This window comes from Actinomycetospora sp. NBRC 106375, assembly GCF_030269665.1.
Taxonomy (GTDB): domain Bacteria; phylum Actinomycetota; class Actinomycetes; order Mycobacteriales; family Pseudonocardiaceae; genus Actinomycetospora.
Window position 1 is genome coordinate 252,111 of sequence record NZ_BSTS01000009.1, and the last position, 22,519, is coordinate 274,629.

Genomic DNA, 22,519 nt, shown 5'->3' on the forward strand with positions numbered 1-22,519 from the left:
CACCTCTCCCCGAGCGCACCCGGACGGGGGACGAGCCTGTGACCAGTGCAGATGCCGACGAACGCGGTGGGACGGGCACGATCGGGGGCGAATCCGACACACGCAGCGCCGACCGGGGGCTGCGCAAGGACCTCGGTTTCTGGTCCCTGCTCGCCGCCGGGCTGGGCAGCGTCATCGGGTCCGGCTGGCTGTTCTCCTCGCTCTACGCCGCCCAGGACGCCGGGCCGGCGGCGATGCTCGCCTGGGTGATCGGCGGCGCGCTGATGCTCTGCGTGGCGCTGGTGTTCGCCGAGCTGGGCATGACCAAGCCGGAGTCCGGCGGCCTCGTGCGCTACCCGATGTACTCCCACGGCGGGCTCGCCGCCGGCATCGTCGGGTGGGCGAACTGGATCAGCTACGTTGGCAACCCGCCGACCGAGGCCGCCGGCGTCGTGCAGTACGCCTCGGCGTACCTGCCCGGCGTCTACGACGGGGACCAGCTCACCGGCCTCGGCGTCCTGCTCGCCGTCGTCCTCATGGCGGGCTTCGTCGCCCTCAACTGGTTCGGGGTGCGGCTCTTCGCCCGCGCCAACACCACCGCCACGGCGATCAAGATCGTGATCCCGGTGGCGACGGTCGCGCTGCTGATCGCGAGCGGCTTCGACACCACCAACCTCACCGACCACGGCGGCCTCGCCCCGTACGGCTGGGGCGCGGCGCTGGGCAGCATCGCGACGGCCGGCATGGTCTTCGCCTACACCGGCTTCCGCAACGTCGTCGAGCTCTCCGGCGAGGCCCGCGACCCGCGCCGCACCGTCCCGCGCGCCCTCATCGCCACCATCGTCATCACGATCGTGCTCTACCTCGGGCTGCAGCTCGCCTTCCTCGGCGCGGTGCCCGACGGTGCGCTCGCGGGCGGCTGGCACGGCGTCAACTTGGACTCGCCGTTCGCCGACCTCGCGATGGTCCTCGGCCTGACCTGGCTGTCGTGGACGCTGATCGCCGACTCGATGATCTCCCCGTCCGGCTCCGGCATCGTGTTCACCGCGGCCAACGCCCGCAACGTGTTCGGGCTGGCCAAGAACGGGTTCTTCCCCCGGTGGCTCGTCGGGCTCAACGCCCGCGGCGTGCCCGCCCGCGCGCTGGCGGTCAACTTCGTCGTCGGGCTCGCGTACCTGCTGCCGCTGCCGAGCTGGCACGCGATCATCTCGGTGACCGGCTCGATCGCCGCGTTCACGTTCCAGATCGGCGCGGTCTCGCTCGTCGCCTTCCGCAACGCCGGCTTGACCGCGCCCGACACCCGCCTGCGCGGCATGCGCGTCGTCGCGCCGTTCGCGTTCGTCGTCTCCTCGCTGATCATCTTCTGGGTGTCGTGGTCGAAGCTGTGGATCGCGATGATCATCGTGGCCCTCGGCGTCGTCGTCTACGCGGTGACGTGGGCGCGCGGCGGCCGGGGCACGGCCGAGCTCGTCGGCGGCGCCTGGCTCGTCGTCTACCTCGTGGGGATCACGGGGCTGTCGGCGATCGGCAGCTTCGACGGCGCCGGCTGGATCCCGGCGCCGTGGGACAGCGTCGTCGTCGCGGCCTTCTCGCTGGCGATCTACGCGTGGGGCGCGTCGGCCGGGACGACCTACATGCGGGCGCGGCCGGAGATGGTCGCGCGGCTGCGGGCCGAGGCAGACGCCGACCGCGCCGCGTGATCAGTCGACGAGCGCGACCAGGCGCTTCGGGGCGATGACGCGGTAGGCGTCGGTGACGACCGCCCGGACCTCGTCCCAGTCCGGCCCGCCGGGCTCGACGTCGAGGCGCAGGCCGAGCCACCCGCGGTGGCCCACGTACGGCGGGACGAAGAACCGGTCGGGCTCGGCGTCGACCATCTCCTCCTGCACGCCGACGGGCGCGGCGACCCAGATCGCGTAGTACTCGCTGCCGTGGTGACGCCCGACGTAGCTGGCGAACATCTTGCGCACGAACCAGCTCGGCGAACCGTGGCTGATCTTCTCGGTCGCCTCGGGCAACGCGAGACAGACCTCCCGCAGGTGCGCGACGAGCCGCTCCTCCTCCACGGCGAGCATCGTGCCTACAGGAGCAGCGAGCCCACCAGGGTCGCGAGGACGAACACCGCGAGCACGATCAGCGTCAGGATGCGCAGCCAGGGGCGGTGCGTCGTCACCCCGGGCTCGGAGGCACCTTCGGTGGAGTCGCCGGTGGCGTCTCCGGTGGCGTCGGTGCGTGCGGCGGGCTCGGTCATCGGGTCCTCCCGGACGCGGGCCTGGAATCGGACACTCGACAGGTTATCGCCCGTCGGGAGTGCCGTGCCGACCGGTGGACCGCGGCTCGCCCCGCCGCGCGGCGACGGGGTCCTCGACGGCGGCGCGGTGCCGCGGCGCGCGGGGTGCCGGCACGGCGCCCTCGGGGGCGCGGGGAGCCACCGGCAACGGGCCCGAGACCGGCGAGGCCGACGGCACCGGGATCAGGTCCGGCAGGGGATCCGACAGCGGATCCGGGCGGGCAGTCCTGTCCGCGACGCGCGGCTGCCCGTACGGCGGGGTCGGTCGCGGGCGACGGCGTCCGGTGACGTCCGACCCACCGGCCACCGTCCGTCCGCGCGTCGGACCGAACGACAGCGCCGACGCGAGCCCGGGGTCGCCGGACACCGCTCGCAGGACGGGACGCGCCGGCGCGGACTCCCGGCCCGGCGTGGCCGTCGGCGGCGACGGCACCGCGCCGCCCGCGCGGACGGTGAACGCGTCGGTCGTCGCGTCGGTCGTCGCGTCGGCGACGGGTGCCGGTGCGACCGCCGGAGCGGAGGCGGCGGTGATGGCAGGAGCGGGAGTGACGGGAGGGGCCGGTGAGGTGGCGGGGGCGGGACGGGCCGGACGGCGGGCCCGGATCGCCACGCGCGTGGGCTCGCCGGGCACCACCTCGGTGCGAGCGGCACGTTCCGCAGGCCGCACACCTTCTCGATCATGCGCACCGTGCCCCTCGCCCATCGGCGCGGAGCGCGAGCGCGGCCGGGCGGGCCGCACCGGGACCGGCACGATCTCCTCGACCGGCGCCGGGACCGGCACCGAGGCCGCGGGCGCGGGCGCGCGACGGCCCCGCAGGTGCTGGGCGGCCGCGGAGAACAGGTAGAGCAGGCCGACGAGGGTCCAGAAGGCGACGATCACCAGCTGCACGACCGTCGGGGGATCGCTGAGCATCGCGATCTGAACGCCGGCGACGGCCAGGCCGGCCACGCCGAGCACGAGGGCGAACCGCGAGCGGGTCGTCAGCTGCCACCGGGGCCTCGAAGGCTCTCGTGCCACGCACACCTCACAGACCGCACGGAAACCGACACGTCGAGGAGGCCGCTTCACCCTCCCGGGTGCTGCATCGGACGCGGAGGGCGAAACGTAACGGTCAGGTCGCGGCCTGGCAGGTCGCGCACCAGAACAGGTTCCGGCTCGCGTGGGACCGGCGCTGGATCTCGGTGCCGCAGACCCGGCACGGCCGGCCCGTCCGGCGGTACACGTACACCTGACGGCCGCGCCCGGTGCGGTGTTCCGGGCGCACGGTGTGGATCCCGCCACGTCGCACACCGTCGGCGAGCAGCGCGACGAGATCCGCCCACACCGCGTCCCACCGCTCCCGCCCCAGCGACCGGCCGGGCAGGAGCGGGTCGAGACCGTGCCGGAAGAGCACCTCGGCGCGGTAGACGTTGCCGACGCCCGCGATCACCGACTGGTCCATGAGCAGCGTCGCGAGCGGCGCCCGCGACCGGGAGATCCGCCGCCACGCGGTCTCGGGGTCGGTGTCGCGACGCAACGGGTCGGCGCCGAGCCGGGAGCGCAGCCCCTCGACCTCGCTCTCGGTGAGCACCTCGCAGGCGATGGGTCCGCGCAGGTCGGCCCAGTGCGTCGGACCGACCATGCGCATCCGGACCTGCCCGCGCGGCGGTGTCACCTCGCCGGCGCTCAGCGAGAACTTGCCGTAGAGCCCGAGGTGGACGTGCACGACGAGGTCGTCGGCGTAGACGTGGAAGAGGTGCTTGCCGTGCGCGTCGGCGGACTGCAGCACGCGCCCGTCGACGAGCTCGGCGTCGCGCGCGAACCGCCCCTGCGGCGAGCTGACCGACACCGAGGACCCCACGAACCGCTGGGTGTGGGTCCGCACCAGGCGGCGGATCGTGTGGCCTTCGGGCACGGGCCTGCCTACCCCGGCGCCGCCGGCGTCAGTCCTGCGGCAGCGCCGGCGGCTCGCCCGTCTGCTCGTAGGCGGTGAGCATGTCGATGCGGCGCTGGTGACGCCCGCCCTCGAACGCCGTGGCGAGGAACGCGGAGACGATCTCGGTCGCCTGCTCCGCCGTGTGCATCCGCGCGCCGACGGCGACGACCTGCGCGTTGTTGTGCTTGCGGGCGAGCTGCGCGGTCTCGACGCTCCACGCGAGCGCGGCGCGGCAGCCCGGCACCTTGTTCGCCGCGATCTGCTCGCCGTTGCCCGACCCGCCGATCACCACGCCCAGGCTGCCCGGTTCGGCGACCGTGCGGAGCCCGGTCGCGACGCAGTACGGCGGGTAGTCGTCGTTCGGGTCGAGCTCCTCCGGGCCGACGTCGACGACGTCGTGGCCGGCCCGGGCCAGCTCGCGCAGCAGATGGGCCTTGAGGTCGAACCCGGCGTGGTCCGATCCGAGGAAGACGCGCACGCCGCGCAGTGTGGCAGGTGTGACACGGACCGCCGACAGGCCCGCGATCCGGGGCTCGGAAACATCCCCGTGACACACCGACCCTAGGTTGACCGCCATGGCAGGGCGACCGTCGGACCACCGGCTGACACCCGCGCGCGAGGTGGTCCTCGGTGTCGAGGAGGAGTTCCACCTCGTCGACCTCGAGACGCGCTCGGCGGTGCCGCGGGTGCCCGAGCTGCTCGACGAGCTCCGGGCCCTCGACGGCGAGGCCTTCGCCGCCGAGCTGAAGCCCTCGATCATCGAGACGAACTCCCGGCCGACGACGGATCTCGCCGACCTGCGCACCGATCTCGTGCGGCTGCGCGGGATGCTCGCCTCGATCGCCGAGGACCGGGGGCTCGGCGTCGTCGGGGCGGGCAGCGTCCCGCTGATCGACGGGTCGGCGACGGGCATCACGCCCTCGCCGCGCTACGAGCGGATGCGCGACGAGTACCAGATGCTCGCCTTCGAGCAGCAGATCTGCGGGACGCAGGTGCACGTCGACGTCCCCGACCGCGACACCGCGATCACGGTGATGCAGCACAGCGCGCCGTGGCTGCCGGTGCTGCTCGCGCTCTCGGCGAGCTCCCCGTTCTGGAAGAGCGAGGACACCGGCTACGCCAGCTCCCGCACCCTGGCCTGGCACCGCTGGCCCACCGCCGGCCCCCCCGCACCCCTGCGCGACGCCGCCGACTACGACGCGCTCATCGCCGACCTGCTCGCCACCGGGACGATGTCGGACCCCGGCATGGTCTATTTCGACATGCGGCCCTCGGCGCACCAGGACACCGTCGAGGTGCGCATCTGCGACGCCAGCCCGAGCGTCGACGGCGTCGTCCTCATCGCCGGGCTGTCGCGTGCCCTCGTGCGCCACGGGGTGCGCGCCCGCCTGGAGGGTCGGCCGACGCCGCGGCACCGGGCCGAGCTGCTCCGCGCGGCGAGCTGGCGGGCCGCGCGCTCGGGCCTGGAGGGCGACCTCGTGGACGTCGCGGGCCGCGAGCTCGTGCCGCCGTCACGGGCGGTGCGCCTCATGCTCGAGCACCTGGCCGACGACCTCGACGAGGCCGGCGACCGGGACGTGGTCGAGGAGCTGGCGCTCGAGGCCCTCGCCCGCGGCAGCGCCGCCGCCCGCCAGCGCCAGCGCGCCAACCGCAGCGGGGGCCTCGAGGCCGTCGTCGACATGCTCGTCGCCGAGACCCGCGGCGCGCCGGACTCGCCCGTCGACGCCCCGGTGTCCGAGACCGTCGCGCCGGTCCTGCTCGCCGACTACGCACCCCCGGCCTACGACGAGGCCGTCGCCGAGGACGGCACCGTGCGCCCGGCGTACTCGTGGCTCGTCTCGACCCTCGAGCGGATCGGTCCCTCCGGCCTGCTCGTGCACGAGAAGAGCCGCGACGCCGAGCAGCGCGCCCGCGGCATGTACTTCCCGCAGGGCGAGGACGCCGAGCGGCTGTTCCCCCTCGACCTCGTCCCGCGGCTGATCACCGCGGGCGAGTGGGGGACGCTGACCGAGGGGCTGGTCCAGCGCGCCCGCACGTGCGAGGCGCTGCTGCAGGACCTGCACGGCGAGCGCGCCTGCCTGCACGACGGCCTGCTGCCCGAGGCGGCCCTGCGCTGGCTGCCCCAGCCGCACGAGGCCGCCATGAACCTGCACGCCGGGGCGGTGCGGGCGCTCGTCAGCGGCCTCGACCTGGTCTGTGACGGCGAGGGCGAGTGGAAGGTCCTCGAGGACAACCTGCGGATCCCGTCGGGCATCGGCTACGCGATGGCCGACCGCCGCGTCGTGCGCAGCGTCCTGCCCGAGCTGCAGGCGCCCAACGGCGTCCTCGACGCCGACGAGGGCGCGGCGATGCTGCGCGACGCGCTGCTCGCCTGCGCACCGCCCGCCGCGGGCGACGAGCCGGTGCTGGCGCTGGTGACCGAGGGCCCCGTCGACTCGGCGTACTTCGAGCACCGGATGCTCGCCGAGCAGATGGGTGTGCCGATCCTCACCCCCGGCGAGCTGCGCGCGGCGGCCGGCATGATCACGATCGCCGAGTCCGGGCGCCCGGTCGACGTCCTCTACCGGCGCATCGACGAGGAGGTCCTCCTGACCGCGCCGGACGCCGCCGGCCGCACGCTCGGCGGGCCGGTCCAGGAGGCCGTGCGGACGGGCCGGCTCACGCTGGGCAACGCGCCGGGCAACGGCCTCGTCGACGACAAGGGCGTCTACCCCTTCATCTCGGCGCTGACCGAGTACTACCTCGGCGAGAAGGCGACCCTGGCGGCCGTCCCGACCTGGGCCTGCGCGGATCCCGAGCAGCGCGAGCACGTCCTGACCCACCTCGACGAGCTGGTGCTCAAGCCCGTCGACGGTTACGGCGGGCAGGGCATCGTCATCGGGCCGCACGCGACCGAGCGGGAGCTCGAGGACGTCGCACGCGCCGTCCGGGCGGACCCCGCGGCCTTCGTCGCCCAGGAGACCATCCGGATCTCCACCCACCCCACCTTCACCGGCGCGACGCTCGAGCCGCGCGTGGTCGACCTGCGGGCGTTCGTCGTCCTCGCCCCCACGCCGACGGTGCTGCCCACGCCGCTGACACGGGTCGCGCCCGCCGACTCCCTCGTGGTCAACTCCTCGCGCGGCGGGGGCTCGAAGGACACCTGGATCCTGCGCTAGACGTGCCGACGGAGGAGGACGACAGAACGTGTGCGGCATCGCCGGTGAGTTCCGCTTCGACGGCCGGGCGGCCGAGGTGTCGACGGTGCTCGACATGGCCCAAGTCCTCGAACCCCGCGGCCCGGACGGTTGGGGTGTCGTCGGCCACGGCCCCCTCGCGCTCGCGCACCGCCGGCTCAAGATCATCGATCTGTCGGAGACGGGCACCCAGCCGATGGTCGACTCCGACCTCGGGCTGACCGCCGTGTTCAACGGGATCATCTACAACTACAAGGAGCTGCGCGAGGAGCTGCACGCCCAGGGGTACCGGTTCTTCTCCACCTCGGACACCGAGGTCCTCGTCAAGGCCTACCACCGCTGGGGGAAGGCCTGCGTCGAGCACTTCAAGGGCATGTTCGCGTTCGCGGTCTCCGACCGGCGCACCGGCGAGCTGGTGATCGGGCGCGACCGCCTGGGCATCAAGCCGCTCTACGTCGCGCAGGTCCCCGGCGCGATCCGCTTCGCGTCGTCGCTGCCCGCCCTGCTCGCGGGCGGCGGGCTCAACACCGACGTGGACCGCGTGGCCCTGCACCACTACATGAGCTTCCACTCGGTGGTGCCCGCCCCGCGCACGATCCTGCAGGGCGTCCGCAAGCTGCCCCCGGCCACGGTCCGCACGATCTCGCCGGACGGCGCCACCGACGACTGGCTCTACTGGGAGCCGGAGTTCACGCGCAACGGGGAGAAGTCGGCGCAGGAGTGGGCCGAGACGGCGCTGACGAGCCTGCGCACCGCCGTCGAGCGCCGCATGGTCGCCGACGTGCCCGTCGGCGTGCTGCTCTCGGGCGGCATCGACTCGTCGATCGTCGTGGCGCTGCTGGCGGAGATGGGCCAGAAGGACCTCAAGACGTTCTCGATCGGCTTCGAGGCCGAGGCCGGCGAGACCGGCGACGAGTTCGACTACTCCGACCTGGTCGCGAAGACCTACGGCACCGACCACGTGAAGTTCACGGTCCCCAAGCACGAGACCGACGACGCGCTGGAGGGCGCCGTCGCGTCGATGGCCGAACCCATGGTCAGCCACGACGTCGTCGCGTTCTACCTGCTCTCCCGCGAGGTCTCGAAGTCGATCAAGGTGGTGCAGTCGGGGCAGGGCGCCGACGAGATCCTCGGCGGCTACGACTGGTACCCGCCGCTGGCCGGCGTTCCCCGCGACGGCGCGCTCGACGCCTACCAGAAGGCGTTCTTCGACCGCCCGCACAGCGAGGTCGCGCAGCTGCTCACGCCCGAGGCACTGGTCGACTCCGACGTCAGCCGGGAGTTCGTGGCCGAGCACTTCGGCCGCGACGGCGCGGACTCGGCGGTCGACGCCGCGCTGCGCCTCGACACGACGATCATGCTCGTCGACGACCCGGTGAAGCGCGTCGACAACATGACGATGGCCTGGGGTCTCGAGGCGCGCGTGCCGTTCCTCGACCACGACTTCGTCGAGGCCATGGGCGCCTGCCCGCCGGAGTACAAGCTCGCCGACGGCGGCAAGGGCGTCCTCAAGCAGGCCGCGCGCGGCGTGCTGCCCGACGAGATCATCGACCGGAAGAAGGGCTACTTCCCGGTGCCGGCGATCCGCCAGCTCTCGGGCCCGGTCCTCGAGCGCGTCCGCGGCGCACTCACCGACCCGGCGGCGACGTCGCGCGGGCTGTTCCGCCCCGGGGCCGTCACCGAGATGCTCGACGACCCGAACTCCGGGCGCACCAACCTCGGCGCCAACGCGCTCTGGCAGGTGGCGCTGCTCGAGATGTGGCTGCAGGCCCACGGGATCACGTAGGTACGGTGCCCCGGCGACGATGAATCGTGCTCAACCGGAGGAGGGTCGCGGGCGGTGGACGAGTGGATCAGTGCGACACGTTGCTGGTCCCCCAGCCCCTCCCCGGACGGCACGACGATCGCGTTCGTCTGGGACGGCGACGGCCTCCCGCAGGTCCGTCTGCACCGCCGCGCGACCGGCGAGGAGTGGTCGCTCGACACCGGTGACGAGCTCGTCTCCACGGTCCGCTGGTCGCCCGACGGCGCCTGGCTCGCCGTCGAGACCGCGCCGGACGGCGGCGAGCGCAGCAACGTCGCGATCGTGCGCCCCGACGGCACCGACCTGCGCGCCGTCCGCGGCGTCGGCGACGGCGACCGCGGCGCGGTGACCCTCGACCGCTTCACCCACACCGGCTCGGTGCTCGCGATCACGGAGTCGGACTACGACACCACGACGGCCTGGCTCGTCGACGCCGACAGCGGGCAGCGCCAACGCGTGGGGTCCGGGCACGCCCTCCAGATCCTCGACGTGAGCCGCGACCGGCGCCGCGTGCTCCTGCGCCGCGGCCGGCGCGGCTCGCGCCACGTCGGCATCGTCGACCTCGACGGCACCGAGGGCTGGCACGAGATCGACGCGGGCCGCGGGCCCGGTGGCCCGCCCGGGGCGGTGGAGCACCCCGTGGCCATCACCCGCGACTCCAGCGTCGTCGCCGGCCGCTTCACCCCCGACGGCACGAAGATGCTGCTGCTCACCGACGGCGGCCGCGAGCGGGCCGCGCTGGTCGCGGTCGACGTCGCCACCGACGCGCGGCCCATGACCCCCGAGGTGCTCGCCGAGCGCACCGACGCCGACCTGGAGCGCTTCGCCCTCACCGAGGACGCGGCGCTCGCCGCCGTCGTCTGGAACGTCGAGGGACGCAGCGAGGTCGACCTGCTCGACATCGCCACCGGCAAGTGCTCGGGCTACGCCCCGCCCGGCGACGTCGTCACCAGCGCCGTGTTCAGCCACGACGGCGACTCGCTGGTGATGGGCATCCAGTCGCCCGAGGTGCCGGCCGCGGTGTGGTGCCACGAGCTGTCCTCGGACAGCACGGCGCTGATCTGCCCGCAGGAGGAGCCGCGCTGGTCGCCGGGCCAGCTCGTGCACCCCTCGCTCGAGGTCGTCACCACCCCCGACGGCCTGCGCCTGCCCGGCTGGCTCTACCGTCCCCGCGGACAGACCGGCCCGCTGCCGACGGTGATCTACCTGCACGGCGGGCCCGAGGCGCAGGAGCGCCCGGTGTTCACGCCGCTCTACCAGCACCTGCTCGCCCGCGGCGTGGCCGTCTATGCCGCCAACGTGCGCGGCTCGTCGGGCTTCGGGCGCTCGTTCGTCAACGCCGACAACGGCGCCGGCCGGTTCGCCGCGATCCGCGACGTCGCGACCTGCGTCGAGCACCTCGTCGAGAGCGGTATCGCCGACCCGGCGCGCGTCGGCGTGATGGGCCGCTCGTACGGCGGCTACCTCACCCTCGCCGCCCTGGTGAACCACCCCGAGCTCTTCGCCGTCGGCATCGACGTCTGCGGCATGGCGGACTTCGAGACGTTCTTCGCCCGCACCGAACCGTGGATCGCGGACGCCGCGGTCGGCGAGTACGGCCACCCGATCCACGACCGCAACCTGCTGCGCGAGCTCTCGCCCGTGCACCGCATGGAGCACCTGCGCGCGCCGCTGCTCGTGGTGCACGGCAAGTACGACACCAACGTCCCGGTGCACGAGGCCGAGCTGGCGGTCCACGGCGCCAAGGACGCCGGCGTGCCGTTCCGCTACCTGCTCTTCGAGGACGAGGGCCACGAGATCCAGCGCACCGAGAACCGGGTCGCCTTCATCCACGCCTGCGTCGACTGGCTGAGCACCTACTTCGCGCTGACCCCCTGACGGCCGCGGCCCCGCGGAGCAGGCTGGGCCCGTGCACCGGGCCGGCCGCCGCGCGATCGTCGCCGTCGTCACCCTGTGCTGGCTCGCCGTCGGCTGCGCGCCGTCAGCACCGTCAGCACCGTCGGGCCCGGCGGCACCCCCTCCCCCGCCGCCGTCCTTCACGCTGGTCGCGGGGGGCGACGAGCTCGTGCACCCGGCTGTCGCCGCGCAGGCGCTCGCCGACGGCCGGGGCACGCACGACTTCGTCCCGCAGCTCGCGGGCCTCGCACCCCTGATCGGCGGCGCCGACCTGGCCCTGTGCCACCTCGAGACCCCGCTCGCCCCGCCCGGCGGGCCGTACGCGGGCTGGCCGTCCTTCGACGCGCCCCCGGAGCTGGCGCGCTCGCTCGCCGCGGTCGGCTTCGACGGGTGCAGCACGGCGTCGAACCACGCGCTCGACCAGGGCACCGCGGGCGTCGACCGCACGCTCGCGACCCTCGACGCGGCGGGCCTGCGGCACGCGGGCACCGCCCGCTCCCCTGCCGAGGCCGCATCCACGACCTTCTACGACGTGCGCGGCGTGCGCGTCGCCCACCTGTCGGCGACCTACGGCCTCAACGGTGACGTCGTCCCCCGTGGGGGCAGCGTCGCCCTGCTCGACCCGGCCGCCGTGCTGGCCGCGGCCGCCCGCGCACGCGCCGCCGGCGCCGCCGTGGTCGTCCTGTCCGCGCACTGGGGCACCCAGAACGACCCGACGCCGAACGACGAGCAGCTGCGCCTGGCCCCGGAGCTGCTCGCGAGCCCCGACATCGACCTGATCATCGGCCACCACGCCCACGTCGTGCAGCCGTTCGAGCGGATCGGCGACGAGTGGGTGGCCTACGGGCTCGGCAACCAGCTCGCCGACCAGGAGACCCCCGGCACCGACGACGGGGCGCTCGCGCGCTTCACCTTCGGCGTGGGACCCGACGGGCGGTGGCGGGTGACGCGCGCCGAGTACGTCCCGACCTGGATCGACGTGGGCCCGCCGATCCGCGTCCGGGACGTCACCGACGCCCCGCCCGGCTCCCCCGCCGCGGCATCGCGGGACCGCACCGACGCCCGGGTCGCGACCCGCGGCGCTCTCGCCGCTGGGCTCACCCGCGGGTGAGAACGGAGTGCGGAGAGCATCACCGGTAGGGCCGAACGAGTGTCCGTCGGGTCCGGTTCCTCCCGTCCGTGTCACCCTCGGTGCACACCGACGGGGAGGTGCCGGCATGAGCCCGATCGACGACCACCACGCGGCCCACGGCGGGGACGGCGGGCTGCTCGGCCCGCCCACCGGCCCCGAGCTCGGGACACCCGACGGGTTCGGCCGCTTCCGCCCCTACCTGCAGGGCTCGATCTACTGGACGCCCGGCACCGGTGCCCACGAGGTCCACGGCGCGATCCTCGCCACCTGGGCGGGGATGGGCTGGGAGCGCGGCGCGCTCGGCTACCCGCTGTCCGACGAGACCGCGACGCCGGACGGGATCGGGCGCTTCAACCGCTTCCAGAACGGCTCGATCTACTGGACGGCGGCCACCGGGGCGTTCGAGGTCCGGGGCGCCATCCACGCCCTGTGGGCGTCGCTCGGCTTCGAGCGCAGCGACCTCGGCTACCCGCTGAGCAACGAGGAGACGACCCCGGACCGCCACAGCCAGCACACGCGGTTCCAGGGCGGTGACATCTGGTGGGACGCCCACCGCGGCGCCTACGAGGTCCTCACCCGCCCCGCCTTCGGTGTCCCGGACCCGGCCCTCGGCGGTGCATGGGAGGTCGCCCCCTTCACGGCGGGGATCAGCGGGTTGCACGCGGCGCTCCTGCCCACCGGCGCCCGTGGGTCCGTCTGGTTCCTGAGCTACCTCGACGAGACCGGGCACGGCCACCACGACCCGCAGCCGTCCCACGCCGGCGAGTCCCGTGTCCTCGACCTCGACACGCGGACCGCGTCCACGCCGACCTACGACGGGCCGCACGGTCACCTGCCGAACCTGTTCTGCGGTGGGCACGCGTTCCTGCCGGACGGACGGCTGCTCATGGTGGGCGGTGACCGGGAGCTGCAGGACCGGCTGAAGATGCTGCACACCTTCACGCCGGGGGGCCCGGGCGGTGGCCACTGGCAGGACGTCGACCGGATGGCCGAGGGCCGGTGGTACTCGACCGCGGTGACCCTGCCCGACGGCCGGGTGCTCATCGTGGCCGGCGAACGGCGGGTGTTCGACCCGGCGCTGGGTCCGAACCCCAACCTCAGCTACGAGATCTTCGACCCGCGCACGGACACGGTGGGCCCCCGCACCCCGGCGCCCTTCGAGGGCTTCGGGGGATCGGTCACCTACCCGTTCGTCTTCGTGCTGCCCGGCGACCGGGTGCTGGTGCACGGCGGCACCCACACCGTCTTCCTCGACCTCGGGAGCGCCACCTTCGAGCCGGCGCACCTGGAGGCGACGGCCCGCCCGGACCGCAACAGCCGCACCTACGGCGTCGAGGGCACGGCCGTCCTGCTCCCCCTGCTCCCGGACGCGAGCCCGCCGTACCGCGCGAAGGTGCTGGCCCTGGGCGGCGGCGGACCCCAGCCGGTCGGGATGCGCACCCCGGCGACGGCCAGCGCCGAGATCCTCGACCTGGGCGTGCCGAGCCCGGCGTGGGCCCCCGCCGCGGAGATGCACGCCGCGCGCGTCATGCCCGACGCCGTGCTGCTCCCGGACCGGACCGTCCTGGTGATGTCGGGCAGCAGCCGCGGCTTCGCCGACAACGGCGCCAACCCGGTGTGGGAGAGCGAGATCTACGACCCGGAGACCGACACCTGGACGCGGATGGACCATACGTCCGTGCCGCGGCTCTACCACGCCACGGCGCTCCTGCTCCCGGACGGGACGGTCATGACGTCCGGCACCGACGCGACCTGGAACCCCGAGGTCATCCCGGTCTCGGAGCTCCGCCTGGAGATCTTCCGGCCGCCCTACCTGTTCCGCGGTGACCGCCCGAAGATCGGCTCCGCGCCCGACGCCGTCGGCTACGGCACGACCGTCGAGGTCGGCACCCCCGACGCCGCGGCGATCACGACGGTGGCGCTGATGCGCAACGGGTCGTGCACCCACTCCTTCGACCCCGACCAGCGCCACGTCGGGCTGGAGATCGTGTCGCGGTCCGCCGACGGCCTCACGCTGCGCACCCCGCCCGACGGGGCGGTGGCCCCGCCGGGCTGGTACATGCTCTTCCTGCTCCGCGACGGGATCCCGTCCGAGGCCGAGTTCGTCCTCGTCGGCTGAGGGACGCCTACAGCTGGATGGACTTGACCTCGAGGAACTCCTCGAGCCCGTAGCGCCCGAGCTCGCGGCCGGTGCCGGACTGCTTGTAGCCGCCGAACGGCGCGAGGGGGTTGAACGCGCCGCCGTTGACGTCGACCTGCCCGGTCCGCATCCGCTTGGCGACCTCGACGCCGCGCTCCTGCGAGCCGGCGAACACCGCGCCCGCGAGGCCGTAGACGGTGGCGTTGGCGATCTCGACGGCCTCGTCCTCGTCGGCGTAGGGCATCACCGACAGCACCGGCCCGAAGATCTCCTCCTGGGCGATGGTCATGTCGGGACGGACGCCGGAGAAGATCGTCGGACGGACGTAGGCGCCCCGCTCGAGGCCGTCGGGACGCCCGGGCCCGCCGGCGGCGAGCTCGGCGCCCTCGGAGACACCGCGCGTGATGTAGCCCTCGACGCGCTCGCGCTGGCGGTCCGAGGACATCGGCCCGATGCGGGTGGACTCCTCGGTCGGGTCGCCGACGGTGTACTTGGCGGACTGCTCGACGGCCATCTCGACGACCTGGTCGTGCAGCGACTGCGGGACGAGCAGCCGGGTCCACGCGGTGCACGTCTGACCGCCGTTGATGAAGCAGTTGCCGAGGCCCAGCTTGACCGCCTGGGTGAGCTCGGCGTCGTCGAGGACGATGTTGGCCGACTTGCCGCCGAGCTCCAGCGCGACGCGCTTGACCGTGCCCGCGGCGACCTCCTGCACCCGCCGACCCGCCGGCACCGACCCGGTGAACGACATCATGTCGACCATCGGGTGCTGCGCGAGCGCCTCACCGGCGTCGGGCCCGGTGCCGTGGACGACGTTGAACACGCCGGCGGGCAGGCCCGCCTCGCGGGTGATCTCGGCGAGGATGCCGGCGGTCAGCGGGGCGACCTCGCTCGGCTTGAGCACGATCGTGCAGCCCGCGACCAGCGCCGGGGCGACCTTGGCGACGACCTGGTGCAGCGGGTAGTTCCACGGCGTCACGGCGCCGACGACCCCGACCGGCTCGCGCACGACCAGCGAGTTCCCGATCTCCTCGGTCCACGGGAACGACTCGGCGAGCCCGGCGACGCCCTTGGACGTCGCCATCGGCATGCCGACCTGCACGGAGTTGGCGAACTTCGTCGGCGAGCCCATCTCGGCGGTGATCGACGCGGCGATCTCGCCGCTGCGCGCCTTGATGCCCTCGCGGATGGCCAGCACCATCGCGACGCGGTCGGCCAGCGGCGTCGCCGCCCACGCCGGGAACGCGTGGCGCGCGGCCAGGACCGCGGCGTCGACCTCCGCGGCGCCCCCGGCCGGGACCTCCGCGATCGTCGCCTCCGTCGCCGGGTTCACCACGGCGATCGAGCCGGACCCCTCCTGCCAGGCGCCGTCGATCCAGTGCCTCGTCAGCGTGTCCGTACCGGTGGTCATCGCAGCCAGCCTCCGCATCGTGGGTGTCCCCCCACCCTGCCCGACGGGGCGACGAGCCCGCTCGTGTGACTTACCGTGTGAGGACGGACACACCGCGTGGAGGTCCCCATGCTCATCGACGACATCCGCCAGACGCCCGCGAAGGTGCTCACCTCCGAGCAGCGCGAGTCGTACTGGGAGAACGGCTACCTGCTACTGGAGCGCCTCATCCCCGAGCAGTGGCTGGAGCGCCTGCGCGCCGCCACCGACGAGATGGTGGAGCGCAGCCGGTCGCTCACGGCGTCGGACCGTGTCTTCGACCTCGAGCCGGACCACACCGCCGACGCGCCCCGGCTGCGCCGGGTGACCAGCCCGGTCGACCAGCACCCCGACTACTGGGCCTACGCCCGCGAGTCGGTGCTCGCCGACGTCGCGGCCGACCTCGTCGGGCCCGACGTCGCCTTCCACCACTCGAAGCTCAACTTCAAGTGGGCGCGCGGCGGCGCCGAGGTCAAGTGGCACCAGGACATCCAGTACTGGCCGCACACCAACTACTCGCCGCTGACGTTCGGCACCTACCTGTACGACTGCGGGATGGAGCAGGGCCCGCTCGGGGTGCTGCCGGGCAGCCACGAGGGCCCGCTGTACGACCTCTACGGCGCCGATGGCGCGTGGGCCGGGGCACTCTCGTCGCGCGACGCCACCGGCCTCGACACGGACCGGACCGTCTACCTGCCCGGCCCGGCCGGGTCGGTGACGATCCACAACTGCCGCATGGCGCACCACTCCGCGGCGAACGACTCGCCGATCGGGCGGCCGCTGCTGCTCAACGTCTACAAGGCGGCGGACCCGTTCCCGTACACCGCGAACCCGCTGCCCTCGAGCCACGCCGAGGAGGTCGTGCGCGGCGAGCGGGCGCGCTGGGCGCACCACGATCCGCGGCCGTGCCTCGTCCCGCCGGACTGGTCGGGCGGCTACACGAGCCTGTTCGCGCTCCAGCAGAACGAGGCGCCGGCGTCGATGTAGGCGCCGGCGCCCCGGCTGCTCAGTCGAACTGGAGCTCGGTGTCGCGGGTGCGCTTGAGCTCGTAGAAGTACTCGTAGCCCGCGAGGAGCTTCGCGCCGTCGAAGATCTGCCCGGCCTGCTCGCCCTTGGGGATGCGGGTCAGGACCGGGCCGAAGTAGGCCGCACCCTCGACGTGGATCACCGGCGTGCCGACGTCCATGCCCACGGGGTCCATGCCTTCGTGGTGGCTCTTCTTCAGGGCCTCGTCGTACTCCTCGGAGTACGCGGCCTGGGCGAGCGAGGCGTCCAGGCCGACCTCGGCGAGCGCCTTCGGGATGACGTCGTCGAAGTCCTTGTTGCCGTTGTTGTGGATCTCCGTGCCCATCGCGGTGTAGAGCGGGGCGAGGATCCCGTCGCCGTGCTGCTGCGCGGCGGCGATCGCGACGCGGACGGGACCCCACGCCTTCTTCATCATCTCCGCGTAGTTCTCGGGCAGGTCGCGGCCCTCGTTCAGCACGGCGAGGCTCATGACGTGCCAGTGCGTCTCGACGTCACGCACCTTCTCGACCTCGAGCATCCAGCGCGAGGTGATCCAGGCGAACGGGCACAGCGGGTCGAACCAGAAGTCGACGCGGGTCTTGTCTGCCATGGCGGTCGGGTTCCCTTCTCGGAGGTCCTCATCCGTGGCAACCCCGGTGGAGCCCGGTGATGTTCCCGATGCGTCATAGGCTGTTGCCGTGGCTGCCCCGAACCTGACCCGGACCGACGCCGAGACCCGCGCCGAGCTGCTCGCGGTCGACTCCTACACCGTCGACCTCGACCTGACCGACCCGGCGACCGGCGGGCCCGGCGAGTCCACGTTCCGGTCGATCACCACCGCGCGGTTCCGGTGCACGCAGCCCGGCGCCTCGAGCTGGATCGACATCGTCGCCGCGGGCGTGCGGTCGGCGGTGCTCAACGGCACGCCGCTCGACGTCTCGGACTACGACGAGGAAAAGGGCATCGCGCTGCCCGACCTCGCCGCCGACAACGAGCTCGTCGTCGACGCCGACTGCCGCTACATGAACACCGGCGAGGGGCTGCACCGCTTCGTCGACCCCGTCGACGGCGGCGTCTACCTCTACAGCCAGTTCGAGACGGCCGACGCCAAGCGCATGTTCGCCTGCTTCGACCAGCCCGACCTCAAGGCGACCATCACCACGACGGTCACGGCGCCGTCGAGCTGGGAGGTCGTCACCAACGGCGCCGCGCAGTCCGCGGCCGAGGCGGGCGGAGTCACGCGGCACGCGTTCGCGACCACGCCGCGCATCTCCACCTACCTCGTCGCGCTGATCGCCGGGCCGTACGCCAAGTGGACCGACACCTACGCCGACGAGCACGGCGAGATCCCGCTCGGCATCTACTGCCGCGCGAGCCTCGCCGAGTACATGGACGCCGAGCGGCTGTTCACCGAGACCAAGCAGGGCTTCGGCTTCTACCACCGCAACTTCGGGGTGCCCTACCCCTTCGACAAGTACGACCAGCTCTTCGTGCCCGAGTTCAACGCGGGCGCGATGGAGAACGTCGGCGCGGTGACGTTCCTCGAGGACTACGTCTTCCGCAGCCGCGTCACCCGCTACCTCTACGAGCGCCGCGCCGAGACGATCCTGCACGAGATGGCGCACATGTGGTTCGGCGACCTCGTCACGATGCGCTGGTGGAACGACCTGTGGCTCAACGAGTCGTTCGCCACCTGGGCGAGTGTCGTCAGCCAGGCCGAGGCCACCGAGTACCGCAACGCGTGGACGACGTTCGCCAACGTCGAGAAGTCGTGGGCCTACCGGCAGGACCAGCTGCCCTCGACGCACCCCGTGGCCGCCGACATCCCCGACCTGCAGGCCGTCGAGGTCAACTTCGACGGCATCACCTACGCCAAGGGCGCGTCGGTGCTCAAGCAGCTCGTCGCGTACGTCGGCCAGGAGGAGTTCCTGTCCGGGCTGCGCCTGTACTTCTCGCGCCACGCCTACGGCAACGCCACCTTCGACGACCTGCTCGGCGCGCTCACCGAGGCCTCCGGCCGCGACCTGTCGGGCTGGAGCGCGCAGTGGCTCCGGACGACGGGGCTCAACTCGCTGTCGCCCTCGTTCTCGGTGGGTGAGAACGGTCGCTACACGGCGTTCGAGGTCGTCCAGGGCGGCGCGCGGCCCGGGGACGGCGAGCTGCGCACGCACCGTCTCGCGGTCGGGATCTACGGCTCCGACAACGCCGACGGCTCCGGCAAGTTCGTCCGGCAGCACCGCGTCGAGCTGGACGTCGACGGCGACCGCACCGAGGTGCCCGAGCTGGTCGGCGTCGAGGCCGGCGCGCTCGTGCTCGTCAACGACGACGACCTGACCTACTGCACGATGCGCCTCGACGAGCGCTCGCTGACCACGCTGATCGACCGGATCGGCGACATCGCCGAGCCGCTGCCGCGCACCCTGTGCTGGTCGGCGGCCTGGGAGATGACCCGCGAGGCCGAGCTGCGCGCCCGCGACTTCGTCACGCTCGTGACGGGTGGGCTCGCCGCCGAGAGCGAGGTCGGCGTCGTGCAGCGCCTGCTGCTGCAGGCCCAGACCGCGCTCGCGTCGTACGCCGAGCCGGGCTGGGCGGTCACCGAGGGCTGGCCGCAGTTCGTCGCGCAGCTCCTCGAGCTGGCGCACACCGACCCCGGCTCGGACCACCAGCTCGCCGTCGTCAACGCGCTGGCCGGCTCGGTGCTCACGCCCGAGGCCCTCGACGCGATGGCCGGGTGGCGCTCGGGCGACAAGCCGCTCGAGGGCCTGACCGTCGACACCGACCTGCGCTGGCGGCTCCTGCACGCCCTCGTCGCGCACGGCGCCGCGACCGAGGCCGACATCGACGAGGAGTACGCGCGCGACAACACCGCCACCGGCCGGCGCATGGCCGAGCGGGCGCGGGCGCTCCTGCCGACCCCGGAGGCCAAGGCGGAGGCGTGGCGACGCGCCGTCGAGGACGACTCGCTGCCGAACGCGATCAACGCCGCGATCATCATGGGCTTCTCGCATCCGGCCCAGCAGGCGCTGCTGACCGACTACGTGCCGACGTACTTCGCGGCCGTCGACGACGTCTGGGCCCGCCGCTCGTCGGAGCAGGCGCAGCCCATGGTGCAGGGCCTCTTCCCGTCCTGGGCCGTCGAGCACGCGACGGTCGAGGCCGCCGACGCCTGGCTCGCGGGCGACCACCCGCCGGCCCTGCGCCGGCTGGTCACCGAGGGCCGCGCGGGCGTCGTCCGTGCCCTCGCCGCCCGGGAGTTCGACCGGGGCTGAGGCCGGGGGTCCCGACGAACGAACGGCGCTCTCGCTGCTTCGGAAGCAGCGAGAACGCCGTTCGTTTCGCGGAGCTCGGCGCAGGCAGGCGCGCCGATACCCCCAAGTGGCTCAGTGGTGGGCGTGGCCCGCCTGGTCGGCGAGCATCGTGAGGCCCTCGACCATGCCGCCGACGAGGTCGGACTCCTTGAACGAGGCGACCATGCTCATCACCGCGAGCTTGGCGCCGCGGTCGTCGATGCGGCGGCTGGACTCGGCGCCCGTGACGACCTCGACCACGCGCTCGCCCGGCGACACGGCCACGACGACCGCGTCGGCGGCGCTGTCGCCCAGCGAGGCGTGCAGCTCCTCGGCGCGCGCGCGGGACTGCGGGCCCAGCGCGCCGACCCAGAGCGTGAACAGCAGGCCGGTCTCGCGGCACGCGAGGGTCAGCGCCTCGTCGAGCCGGGAGAGCTGCGACGACGAGAACGGGGTGCGCGAGTCCTCGGCGAGCACGTCGGTGGCCTCGGAGATGCGCCCCGAGAGCGTCGACACCCGGGCCACGCCGGCGACCGGGTCGTCGGCGATGCCGGGCGCCCGGGTCACCCGGGTGGTCTCCCCCGGGGCGTCCTGACGGGTCGGGACGACCTCACCATGTGCCACGAGCGCCTCCTCGGGCGGTGTGCTCGGCGGCCGACCCGGCGGGGACGGCCTCGACGGTCGGCCCGGCGACGCCCGAACCGCGGGGGTTGCCCATCCACCAGAGCGGCTCGTGGTGCCACTCGTCGCCGGAGCGGTAGCGCGCGCCGCGCGACGCGGGGCGGATCAGGGTCATGGCGGCGATCAGGCCGATCCCCCCGAGCGACGTCACGCCGTAGAGCAGGAAGGTGGTCAACGGGCTCACAGCGCTGCACCGTAGTGGATCGCCGCCGATCTTGACGGGTCGAGCTGCCCCTATCGGCGTGCTCCCCTGATCTTGCTCCGTCTCCCACGACATCCCGTCGTAGACCCCGCGGGGTGCTCACATCTCCGGCGGCCGCCGGCCCGCCCACGGGCGAGCGGCCTCGAGCTGCGCCCCGAGCGCGAGCAGCAGCGCCTCCTCGCCGCGCCGCCCGCGCAGCGACACCCCGATCGGCAGGCCGTCGGACCAGGACAGCGGCAGGGAGATCGCGGGCTCGCCGGTGAGGTTGGCGATCGCGGTCCAGGGGGTGAACGCGATCTGGCGGGCGAAGTCGTCGGCGGGGTCGCCGCCGGCGGTGAACCACCCGACCGGGCGGGGCGGCAGCGCGACGGTCGGGGTCAGCACGGCGTCGTACCCGGCCCGTTCGGCCACCATCGCGCGCGTCACCACCTGCACCGTGTGCAGCGCGGCCATCGCCGCCATCCCGTCGTACTCGCGGCCCCGCGCCCGCAGGTAGCGGGTCAGCGGCTGCAGGCGCGGCTCGTCGGCGGCGTCGACGGGGTCGGCGAGCGAGAGCACCTTCCACAGCGTGAGGAACGCGTCGACGCCCGCGTCGGGCAGGCGCAGCGCGACCGGCTCGACGTCGTGCCCGAGATCGGCCAGCAGCGCCCCGGTCTCCTCGGCCGCTCCACGGCAGACGGGATCGATCTCCGTCGCGTCGATCGGGGGGTCGACCGCCAGCGCGATCCGGCGGCGTCCCGGCGCGCGGCCCGCCGCCGCGAGGTAGCCCTCGGCGGGCGGGGGCGCCGGGACGAAAGGCTCCCCCGGCGACGGTGCCGCCATCGCGTCGAGCAGCGCCGCGGCGTCGGCGACGGTGCGCGCCAGCGGCCCGTGCACCGACAGGCCCGCGGGATCGCCCCCCGCGGGTCCCGCCGGAACGCGGCCCCGCGTGGTCTTGAGACCCACGAGCCCGCACGACGAGGCGGGGATGCGGATCGACCCGCCGCCGTCGGTGCCGTGCGCGACCGGCAGCACGCGCGCGGCGACCGCGGCCGCCGCCCCGCCCGAGGAGCCGCCGGCCGAGCGCGTGCGGTCCCACGGCGTCACGGCCGGCGGCGCGCCCGCGGGCTCGGTGTAGCAGGGCAGGCCGAACTCGGGCACGGCGGTCTTGCCGATGCTGATCGTCCCTGCCGCGCGCAGCAGGCCCACGACGTCGTCGTCGCGGTCGGGCACGTACCCGTCGTAGATCACCGAGCCCCGGCGCGTGGGCACGCCCGCCGTGGCGGCGAGGTCCTTGATCGCCGTCGGCACCCCGGCGAGCGGACCGGCGCCGTCGACCCCGGCCCGGTCCAGCGCCCGGGCGGCGTCCAGCGCGCGCTCGGGCGTGAGGACCGCGAAGGCCCCGAGCCCGGGACCCAGGCGCTCGGCCCGGGACAGGGCGGCCTCGACGACGTCGACGACGGAGACGTCCCCGCGTCGGATCGCGGCCGCGGTCTCGAGGGCGGTCAGCTCGTGGAGATCGCTCACGGTTGCCCCATGCTGCCGCATCCTCGGAGCTCGCGTGGTGTCAGCGAAGTGCCTTCGCAGACACTCAGCGTCCGTA

18 protein-coding genes are annotated in these 22,519 nt (G+C 73.7%); 8 read left to right on the forward strand and 10 right to left on the reverse strand.

Annotated features, from left to right (window positions below; translation table 11 throughout):
• Positions 1-38 precede the first annotated feature (38 nt).
• Positions 39-1,679 carry an APC family permease gene (locus QSK03_RS17215; protein WP_285654295.1) on the forward strand — a complete coding sequence of 547 codons (1,641 nt, stop codon included), beginning with the start codon at positions 39-41 and terminating at the stop codon, positions 1,677-1,679.
• Here the strand turns inward: QSK03_RS17215 and QSK03_RS17220 are convergent, their stop codons facing one another.
• The 5 genes from QSK03_RS17220 to QSK03_RS17240 form a co-directional block, all read right to left on the reverse strand.
• The gene (locus QSK03_RS17220; RefSeq protein WP_285654297.1) at positions 1,680-2,045 is read right to left on the reverse strand and encodes an MmcQ/YjbR family DNA-binding protein; all 366 of its coding nucleotides are present in this window, start codon (positions 2,043-2,045) and stop codon (positions 1,680-1,682) included. It abuts the gene before it with no gap.
• A 14-nt stretch (positions 2,046-2,059) separates the two neighbouring features.
• Positions 2,060-2,230: a hypothetical protein gene (locus QSK03_RS17225; RefSeq protein ID WP_285654299.1), complete on the reverse strand. Its 171-nt coding sequence runs from the start codon at positions 2,228-2,230 to the stop codon at positions 2,060-2,062.
• 43 nt (positions 2,231-2,273) lie between these two features.
• Positions 2,274-3,287, reverse strand: a complete 1,014-nt coding sequence (locus tag QSK03_RS17230) for a hypothetical protein (RefSeq protein WP_285654301.1) — start codon at positions 3,285-3,287, stop codon at positions 2,274-2,276.
• A 94-nt stretch (positions 3,288-3,381) separates the two neighbouring features.
• Positions 3,382-4,164 carry an Fpg/Nei family DNA glycosylase gene (locus tag QSK03_RS17235; RefSeq protein WP_285654303.1) on the reverse strand — a complete coding sequence of 261 codons (783 nt, stop codon included), beginning with the start codon at positions 4,162-4,164 and terminating at the stop codon, positions 3,382-3,384.
• A gap of 28 nt (positions 4,165-4,192) precedes the next feature.
• On the reverse strand, positions 4,193-4,663 hold the full coding sequence (locus QSK03_RS17240; RefSeq protein ID WP_285654306.1) for a ribose-5-phosphate isomerase: 471 nt from the start codon (positions 4,661-4,663) through the stop codon (positions 4,193-4,195).
• A gap of 97 nt (positions 4,664-4,760) precedes the next feature.
• On the opposite strand from QSK03_RS17240, the gene QSK03_RS17245 reads away from it, so the two are divergent.
• From QSK03_RS17245 to QSK03_RS17265, 5 genes are all read left to right on the forward strand, one after another.
• The gene (locus QSK03_RS17245; RefSeq protein ID WP_285654308.1) at positions 4,761-7,343 is read left to right on the forward strand and encodes a glutamate--cysteine ligase; all 2,583 of its coding nucleotides are present in this window, start codon (positions 4,761-4,763) and stop codon (positions 7,341-7,343) included.
• A gap of 28 nt (positions 7,344-7,371) precedes the next feature.
• Complete coding sequence (locus tag QSK03_RS17250; RefSeq protein WP_285654309.1) at positions 7,372-9,147, forward strand: N-acetylglutaminylglutamine amidotransferase; 1,776 nt, start codon at positions 7,372-7,374, stop codon at positions 9,145-9,147.
• Positions 9,148-9,201: 54 nt separating this feature from the next.
• On the forward strand, positions 9,202-11,043 hold the full coding sequence (locus QSK03_RS17255; protein ID WP_285654311.1) for a prolyl oligopeptidase family serine peptidase: 1,842 nt from the start codon (positions 9,202-9,204) through the stop codon (positions 11,041-11,043).
• Between the two features lie 31 nt (positions 11,044-11,074).
• Positions 11,075-12,172: a CapA family protein gene (locus tag QSK03_RS17260; RefSeq protein ID WP_285654313.1), complete on the forward strand. Its 1,098-nt coding sequence runs from the start codon at positions 11,075-11,077 to the stop codon at positions 12,170-12,172.
• Between the two features lie 106 nt (positions 12,173-12,278).
• A complete protein-coding gene (locus QSK03_RS17265) occupies positions 12,279-14,312 on the forward strand; it encodes a galactose oxidase-like domain-containing protein (protein WP_285654318.1) in 2,034 nt (677 codons plus the stop codon).
• A 7-nt stretch (positions 14,313-14,319) separates the two neighbouring features.
• Here the strand turns inward: QSK03_RS17265 and QSK03_RS17270 are convergent, their stop codons facing one another.
• Entirely contained in the window at positions 14,320-15,744 is a 1,425-nt protein-coding gene (locus QSK03_RS17270; RefSeq protein ID WP_285654320.1) for an aldehyde dehydrogenase family protein, read from the reverse strand.
• 96 nt (positions 15,745-15,840) lie between these two features.
• On the opposite strand from QSK03_RS17270, the gene QSK03_RS17275 reads away from it, so the two are divergent.
• Positions 15,841-16,749, forward strand: coding sequence for a phytanoyl-CoA dioxygenase family protein (locus QSK03_RS17275; protein WP_285654322.1), 909 nt, complete (start codon positions 15,841-15,843; stop codon positions 16,747-16,749).
• A 19-nt stretch (positions 16,750-16,768) separates the two neighbouring features.
• Here the strand turns inward: QSK03_RS17275 and QSK03_RS17280 are convergent, their stop codons facing one another.
• A complete protein-coding gene (locus tag QSK03_RS17280; protein ID WP_285654324.1) occupies positions 16,769-17,377 on the reverse strand; it encodes a mycothiol-dependent nitroreductase Rv2466c family protein in 609 nt (202 codons plus the stop codon).
• A gap of 88 nt (positions 17,378-17,465) precedes the next feature.
• On the opposite strand from QSK03_RS17280, the gene pepN reads away from it, so the two are divergent.
• Positions 17,466-20,036, forward strand: coding sequence for an aminopeptidase N (pepN, locus tag QSK03_RS17285; protein ID WP_285654326.1), 2,571 nt, complete (start codon positions 17,466-17,468; stop codon positions 20,034-20,036).
• A 111-nt stretch (positions 20,037-20,147) separates the two neighbouring features.
• Here pepN and QSK03_RS17290 read toward each other — a convergent pair whose 3' ends face one another.
• The 3 genes from QSK03_RS17290 to QSK03_RS17300 form a co-directional block, all read right to left on the reverse strand.
• On the reverse strand, positions 20,148-20,678 hold the full coding sequence (locus QSK03_RS17290; protein WP_285654328.1) for a DUF5130 family protein: 531 nt from the start codon (positions 20,676-20,678) through the stop codon (positions 20,148-20,150).
• Positions 20,665-20,919 carry an aa3-type cytochrome oxidase subunit CtaJ gene (ctaJ, locus tag QSK03_RS17295; protein WP_285654330.1) on the reverse strand — a complete coding sequence of 85 codons (255 nt, stop codon included), beginning with the start codon at positions 20,917-20,919 and terminating at the stop codon, positions 20,665-20,667. Before ctaJ ends, QSK03_RS17290 begins: the two co-directional genes overlap by 14 nt.
• Before the next feature lie 117 nt (positions 20,920-21,036).
• Positions 21,037-22,443 (reverse strand): amidase, encoded by a 1,407-nt coding sequence (locus QSK03_RS17300; protein ID WP_285654332.1) that lies wholly within the window; start codon positions 22,441-22,443, stop codon positions 21,037-21,039.
• Between the last annotated feature and the right edge of the window lie 76 nt (positions 22,444-22,519).